Raw genomic sequence first — 6,511 nt, forward strand, 5'->3', positions numbered from 1 at the left:
GTGCATGTTGCGGGCCTAATCCTCAACCATGAACCCTATCGGACCTGAATTGGTTTAGACCACGCGCACCCCTGTTACCTGAATCGCGGTTCGGCGAGCGTAATTTGTGAGCTTCGAGTAAAGTGCCCGACTCGTCAGAGTAAATTCCGGCATTCTCTGGGGGGCTGAGATGTCACAACGCCGGTCTGGCCTGCTGTCTGGCCTGGTCATGGGTTTTATCGCGATGCTCGTCTGCGCCGTAGGCCTCGGGTCCGTGCTCGTGTTCTGGGAGTACCTGCCGGTGTTCCCGCGGACTTTCGGTGACGGGCTGCCGCTGATGACCGGGCTCGCGCTCGTCATCGGCCTGCTGGTCGGCTGGGCGATCCGCCTGGTCAGGGCGCGCAGCCTGGCGCTGCCCTGGGCCTCGGCGCTGTATGCGACGGCGGCCGTGCCGCTGGGCTGGATCGGGGGATCCGCGCCGTACAGCCGGCCGGTGCTCCAAGGGGGCCGGGCCGATCCGCTCGCGCTGACCGTCGACGACTTCCTGAACGGCCTGCCCTACGCGGCGCAGAGCCTCTGGAGGGCGCTCACCACCTCGTGGGAGCCATGGGCGCCGCTGCCCGCCGCGGCCATCCCGGCCTTCGTCCTCGTGCTCGCCCGCGCGCTGCGCATGCGGCGCGGCACCCGGGCAGCGGCGAAGGACGCCTCGAAGGACGGGCCGGTGGAGGCTCAGCCCGAGCCGGAGTATCGGGCTCCCTTCGAACCGGCCCAGTCCACCGGCACGCCGGTCCCGCCCGTGGGCGACCTGTTCGCCCCCCGAAAGCCCTCCCACGAGTGATCCGCCGCGGAGCGCCAAGCCCCGCCCAAACCAGGGCCACATGGGCGCCACGCCCGGCCGCGACCGTGCCTGCCCGGCAACGGACGAGCACGGCCGGGAGGCGGTCAGGGAGCCAGCATGTCCACGGTGAGATTGGCCTCGGTGTTGGGGATGCCCAGGTCGGAGGCGCGCTTGTCGGCCATGGCCAGCAGCCTGCGGATGCGGCCCGCGATGGCGTCCTTGGTCAGCGGCGGGTCGGCGATCTGCCCCAACTCCTCCAGGGACGCCTGCTTGTGCTCGACCCGCAGCCGCCCGGCCACCACCAGGTGCTCCGGCGCCTCGTTGCCGAGGATCTCCAGGGCCCGCTGCACCCGGGCGCCCGCCGCCACCGCGGCCCGCGCCGAGCGCCGCAGGTTGGCGTCGTCGAAGTTGGCCAGCCGGTTGGCCGTCGCCCGGACCTCCCGGCGCATCCGGCGCTCCTCCCAGGCGAGCACGCTGTCGTGCGCCCCCAGCCGGGTCAGCAGCGCGCTGATCGCGTCGCCGTCGCGCACCACGACCCGGTCGACGCCGCGCACCTCGCGGGCCTTGGCGTGGATCTTCAGCCGCCGCGCCGACCCCACCAGCGCCAGCGCCGCCTCCGGCCCCGGGCAGGTGACCTCGAGCGACATGGAGCGGCCCGGCTCGGTGAGCGACCCGTGCGCGAGGAACGCCCCCCGCCAGGCGGCCTCGGCGTCGCAGGAGGCTCCCGCCACCACCTGGCGGGGCAGCCCGCGCACGGGCCGGCCGTGGTTGTCGATCAGGCCCGTCTGCCGGGCGAGCGCCTCACCGTCGCGGTAGACGCGTACGACGTAGCGAGATCCCTTACGCAGCCCGGCGGGCGCGAGCACGAGCACCTCCGCCTTGTGACCGAACACCTCGCTGATGTCCTTGATCAGCCGCCGCGCGGTGGCGTTGGTGTCGAGCTCCGCCTCGATCACGATGCGCCCGCCCACCAGATGCAGGCCGCTGGCGAACCGCAGCAGCGTGGAAACCTCGGCCTTTCGGCAGCACGGCTTCAGCACCGGCAGTCGACTCAGCTCATCCTTGACCACACCCGTCATCGCCATAAGCGTTAGTCCTCCCCCATTCAGACCGGCTCCCAGCAGTCTCTCGTACCTTTAAGGCCCGCCGACCAGGATCAACGCTTCTGGAGGAAAATCTCGTCCAGGACGGAGGCAAGACGTCGTGGGTCATGCCGGGGCGAGCCGTCGGAGGCGGCCACCTCGGCCATGACGAGCCGTCCGCCGAGCGCGCCGGCGGCCTTCTCCAGCGCGCCGAGGTCGTCGACCACGCCGGTGTCGGCGAGCACGACGTCCACGGAGAGGTCGGGGGCGTGCTGTCCGAGCACCTCCAGGTGCTGCTGGGGGGAGAAGTCGTCGGTCTCGCCGGGCTGCGGGGCGAGGTTGAGCGTGACGAGCCGCCTGGCCCTGGTCTCGTGCAACGCCCTGGCCAGCTCGGGCACCTTGAGGTGCGGCAGCACGCTGGTGAACCAGGATCCGGGCCCGAACACCACCCAGTCGGCCTCCAGGATCGCCTGCACGGCCTCGGGACGTGCGGGCGGATCCTCCGGGACCAGCGAGATGGCCTGCACCCTGCCGGGGGTGAGCGCGCACGCCACCTGCCCGCACACGGTGGAGATGACGCCGTCGAGCTCCACCTCGGCCACGATGTCGAGCGGCACCGACGCCATCGGCAGCACCCGCCCCCGCGCGCCGAGCAGCCGCCCCACCCAGTCGAGGCCCGCCACGGGGTCGCCGAGCAGCTCCCACAGCGCCACGATCAGCAGGTTGCCGACGGCGTGGCCATGCAGGTCGCCCTCGCTGCGGAACCGGTGCTGGACGACCTCGCTCCAGGTGATGCCCCACTCGTCGTCGCCGCAGAGCGCGGCCAGGGCCATCCGCAGGTCGCCGGGCGGCAGCACGCCGAGCTCCCGCCTGAGCCTGCCGCTGGACCCGCCGTCGTCGGCCACGGTCACGACGGCCGTGAGGGCGTCGGTCACCGACCGCAGCGCGGACAGCGAGGCGTACAGGCCGTGCCCGCCTCCCAGCGCGACCACCCGCGGGCCTCGCGCCCCGGATCGCGGTGGCGGCGCCTCCTCGCCGGTCGCGCTGACGGTGGCGGCGTCCGCCGGGACGCCACGCGGGGGAACGCTCGCCGTGGCGGGCCGGAGAGGGTGGGCCAAGAACGGGTCCGCGGGCGCCGCGGGGGGACGCGCGGCGCCCAGGCCTTCGCTGTCAGCGCCTAGGCCTTCGCTGTCATCGGTCACTCCCGGCCCACATCCCGGTGACTCACCTGGACCTCCATCCCGCGGTCACGCAGCCGCGCGGAGACCTGCTCGGCCATGGCCACGCTGCGGTGCTTGCCGCCCGTGCAGCCCACCGCCAGGGTCGCGTAGCTCTTGCCCTCGCGGGCGTAGCCGGTCGCGACCACCCGCAGCACCTCCTCGTAGGCGTCGAGGAACTCCTTGGCCCCGGGCTGGCCGAGCACGTAGTCGCGGACGGGCGCGTCGAGGCCGTTCATCGGCCGCAGCTCCGGCACCCAGTGGGGGTTGGGCAGGAACCGGCAGTCGACGACGAGGTCGGCGTCGACCGGCAGGCCGTACTTGAACCCGAACGAGACCACGTTGAGCCGCAGTCCCGGACGGTCGTCGCCGCCGAAGAAATTGACGATCTTGTTGCGCAGCTCGTGCACGTTGTGCGAGGAGGTGTCGATGACCAGGTCGGCGTTGGCCCGCACCTCGCGCAGGATGCCCCGCTCGCGGGTGATGCCGTCGACCAGCCTGCCCTCGCCCTGCAGCGGGTGGGGGCGGCGGACGTTCTCGAAGCGGCGCACCAGCTCCTCGTCGCTGGCCTCGAGGAACACCACGCGCACGCGCACGCCCCGGGCTTCGAGCTCTTCGATGGCGGCGTTGAGGTCGGTGGTGAAGGCCAGGCTGCGCACGTCGACGACCGCGGCCACCTTGTCAGCGGCGAGCTTGACCCTGCCCGCCTCCTCGGCCATGGCGAACAGCAATCCGGGCGGCAGGTTGTCGATGACGAACCAGCCGAGATCCTCCAGGGCCTTGGCCGCGGTGCTGCGCCCCGCCCCCGACATGCCGGTGACGATGACGAACGCCGGCTCCATGCTCATGGTTCACTCCTGCTCATTGCCGAACTCCGCTCGGCGGCTCGGTCGCTGAGCTCCGGCGTCTTCCCTCGTCACTCCGGGCGCTCCGCTCCCTGCGCTCCTCAGGCGAGACGCCGGCGCTCCCTCGCGGGGGGTGCTCATGGTGACTTCCCCTTCAGCGTTGACGAGATCACCTCGGCGGTCGACGGGCCGATGCCGGGGACCTGGCAGATCTCGGCGACGGTGGCCTCGCGCAGCTTCTTCACGGAGCCGAAGTGCTTGAGCAGCGCCTGCCGCCGCGCCGGTCCGAGACCCGGCACGCTGTCGAGCGCGCTCTCCTTGACGGACTTCGACCTCTTGGAACGATGGTAGGTGATGGCGAACCGGTGTGCCTCGTCCCTGACACGCTGCAGCAGGTAGAGGCCCTCGCTCGACCGCGGCATGATGACCGGCTGGTCGTCGCCGGGCAGCCACACCTCCTCCAGCCGCTTGGCCAGGCCGCAGACGGCGATGTCGTCGATGCCGAGCTCGTCGAGCGCCCGCTGGGCGGCGGCCGCCTGCGGCCCGGCGCCGTCGACCACGACGAGGTTGGGCGGGTAGGCGAACTTGCGCGGCTTGCCCGTCTCGGGGTCGATGGGGCTGTGGGCGTCGTCGTCGGGGGCCAGCTCGCCCGTGGCCGAGCGTTGCTCGAGGTAGCGCCGGAACCGCCGCATGATCACCTCGTAGATCGAGGCGACGTCGCCTTCCTTGGTCTTGACGGCGAAGCGGCGGTATTCGCTCTTGCGGGCCAGGCCGTCCTCGAAGACCACCATGGACGCCACGACGTTCTCGCCCTGCAGGTGGGAGACGTCGTAGCACTCGATGCGCAGCGGGGCCTGGTCGAGGTCGAGCGCGTCGGCGATCTCCTGCAGCGCCTTGCTGCGCGTGGTCAGGTCGCCGGCCCGGCGGATCTTGTGCTGCGCGAGCGACTCCTTGGCGTTGCGCTCGACGGTCTCCATCAGCGCCTTCTTGTCGCCCCGCTGCGGCACCCGCACCTCGACCCTGGCCCGGCGCTGCTCGGCCAGCAGCTCGGTGACCGCCTCGGCGTCGGGCGGCAGCGCGGCCACGAGCACCTCGCGGGGCATCGACTCGGGGCTGGCCTCGCCGTACATCTGCAGCAGGAACTGCTCGACCAGCTCACCGGGCGAGGTCTCCTCGACCTTGTCGACGACCCAGCCGCGCTGGCCGCGGATGCGGCCGCCGCGCACGTAGAAGACCTGGACGGCGGCCTCGAGCGGGTCTTCGGCGAGCGCGATCACGTCGGCGTCGGTGGCCTCGCCGAGCACGACCGCCTGCTTCTCCAGGGCTCGCTGCAGCGCCTGGATGTCGTCGCGCAGCCTGGCCGCGCGTTCGTACTCCTGCTCGCTCGCGGCCTCGCGCATCTCCTTCTCGAGCCGCCTGATGAAGCGGCTCGTGTTGCCCGCCATGAAGTCGCAGAAGTCCTCGGCCAGCGCGCGGTGCTCCTCGGGGGTGACCCGGCCGACGCAGGGCGCCGAGCACTTGTCGATGTAGCCGAGCAGACAGGGCCGGCCGATCTGGCCCGCCCGCTTGAACACGCCCGCGCTGCACGTGCGGACGGGGAAGACGCGCAGCAGCAGGTCGACGGTCTCACGGATGGCCCAGGCGTGGGAGTAGGGGCCGAAGTAGCGGGTGCCCTTGCGCTTGGCGCCGCGCAGCACCTGCACGCGCGGGAAGTCCTCGCCCATCGTGACGGCGAGGTAGGGGTAGGACTTGTCGTCGCGGTATTTGACGTTGAAGCGGGGGTCGAACTCCTTGATCCAGGAGTATTCGAGCTGCAGCGCCTCGACCTCGGTGCCCACGACGGTCCAGTCGACCCCGGTCGCGGTGTTGAGCATCGTCTGCGTGCGCGGATGGAGCGCGGTGAGGTCGGCGAAGTAGGAGTTGAGCCGCTGCCTGAGGCTCTTGGCCTTGCCGACGTAGATCACGCGGCCGTGACCGTCCCGGAACCGGTAGACCCCCGGGGAATCGGGGATCGAGCCTGCTTTGGGCCGGTAACTCAAGGAACTGCCCGCGGATCTCACCACGACCAAAGCCTAACGGCCCACACCGACAGGACGGCCCGCCGTACGTTTTGTCCAGATAAACCTGGTCCAGGTACGGCTCGTCCGGGTACGGCGGGCACGAGGTCAGGCCAGCGTGATCTGGTCGCCCTCCACGTTGATCGCCGTCTCGGCGAGCGGCCCCTTGGGTGGCCCGCCCGCCACGGAGCCGTCCTCGATCTTGTACTTGCCGCCGTGACACGGGCATTCGATCAAACCGTTGTCGACGCCCGCGACCGTGCAGCCCTGGTGGGTGCAGACCGCGGTGTACGCCTTGAAGTCGCCCGCGGTGGGCTGCGTCACCACGATCTTCCGGTCCTTGAAGACCGTCCCCCCGCCCACGGGGATGTCGGTGGTCTTGGCCAGCGCGCCCCAACCGGGTGAGCAGGCTCGTCGAGCCGGACCTGTCGGCCGCCGCATGGTTGTTCGAGCTGGTCCTCGACTACGGCGAGCACGACCGGGACGATCCCCG

At 71.3% G+C, this 6,511-nt stretch carries 7 protein-coding genes; 2 read left to right on the plus strand and 5 right to left on the minus strand.

Features of this window, described 5'->3' with window-relative positions:
- Positions 1-208: 208 nt before the first annotated feature.
- Positions 209-817: a hypothetical protein gene (locus AB0C16_RS25800; protein ID WP_357686477.1), complete on the plus strand. Its 609-nt coding sequence runs from the start codon at positions 209-211 to the stop codon at positions 815-817.
- Positions 818-921: 104 nt separating this feature from the next.
- Here AB0C16_RS25800 and whiA read toward each other — a convergent pair whose 3' ends face one another.
- The 5 genes from whiA to AB0C16_RS25825 all read right to left on the minus strand — a co-directional run bounded on the left by whiA (position 922) and on the right by AB0C16_RS25825 (position 6,459).
- A complete protein-coding gene (whiA, locus tag AB0C16_RS25805) occupies positions 922-1,902 on the minus strand; it encodes a DNA-binding protein WhiA (RefSeq protein ID WP_357686478.1) in 981 nt (326 codons plus the stop codon).
- Positions 1,903-1,973: 71 nt separating this feature from the next.
- Positions 1,974-2,891, minus strand: a complete 918-nt coding sequence (yvcK, locus tag AB0C16_RS25810) for a uridine diphosphate-N-acetylglucosamine-binding protein YvcK (protein ID WP_357686487.1) — start codon at positions 2,889-2,891, stop codon at positions 1,974-1,976.
- Between the two features lie 206 nt (positions 2,892-3,097).
- Positions 3,098-3,964, minus strand: a complete 867-nt coding sequence (gene rapZ / locus AB0C16_RS25815) for an RNase adapter RapZ (RefSeq protein ID WP_357686479.1) — start codon at positions 3,962-3,964, stop codon at positions 3,098-3,100.
- A gap of 134 nt (positions 3,965-4,098) precedes the next feature.
- A complete protein-coding gene (gene uvrC, locus AB0C16_RS25820) occupies positions 4,099-6,000 on the minus strand; it encodes an excinuclease ABC subunit UvrC (protein WP_357686488.1) in 1,902 nt (633 codons plus the stop codon).
- Positions 6,001-6,126: 126 nt separating this feature from the next.
- The gene (locus AB0C16_RS25825) at positions 6,127-6,459 is read right to left on the minus strand and encodes a Rieske (2Fe-2S) protein (protein ID WP_357686480.1); all 333 of its coding nucleotides are present in this window, start codon (positions 6,457-6,459) and stop codon (positions 6,127-6,129) included.
- On the opposite strand from AB0C16_RS25825, the gene AB0C16_RS25830 reads away from it, so the two are divergent.
- A partial coding sequence (locus AB0C16_RS25830; RefSeq protein WP_357686489.1) for a SpvB/TcaC N-terminal domain-containing protein occupies positions 6,420-6,511 on the plus strand: 92 nt, incomplete at its 3' end. The two genes, AB0C16_RS25825 and AB0C16_RS25830, sit on opposite strands and share 40 nt — an antisense overlap.

The organism is Nonomuraea sp. NPDC048916 (assembly GCF_040649575.1).
GTDB lineage: Bacteria > Actinomycetota > Actinomycetes > Streptosporangiales > Streptosporangiaceae > Nonomuraea.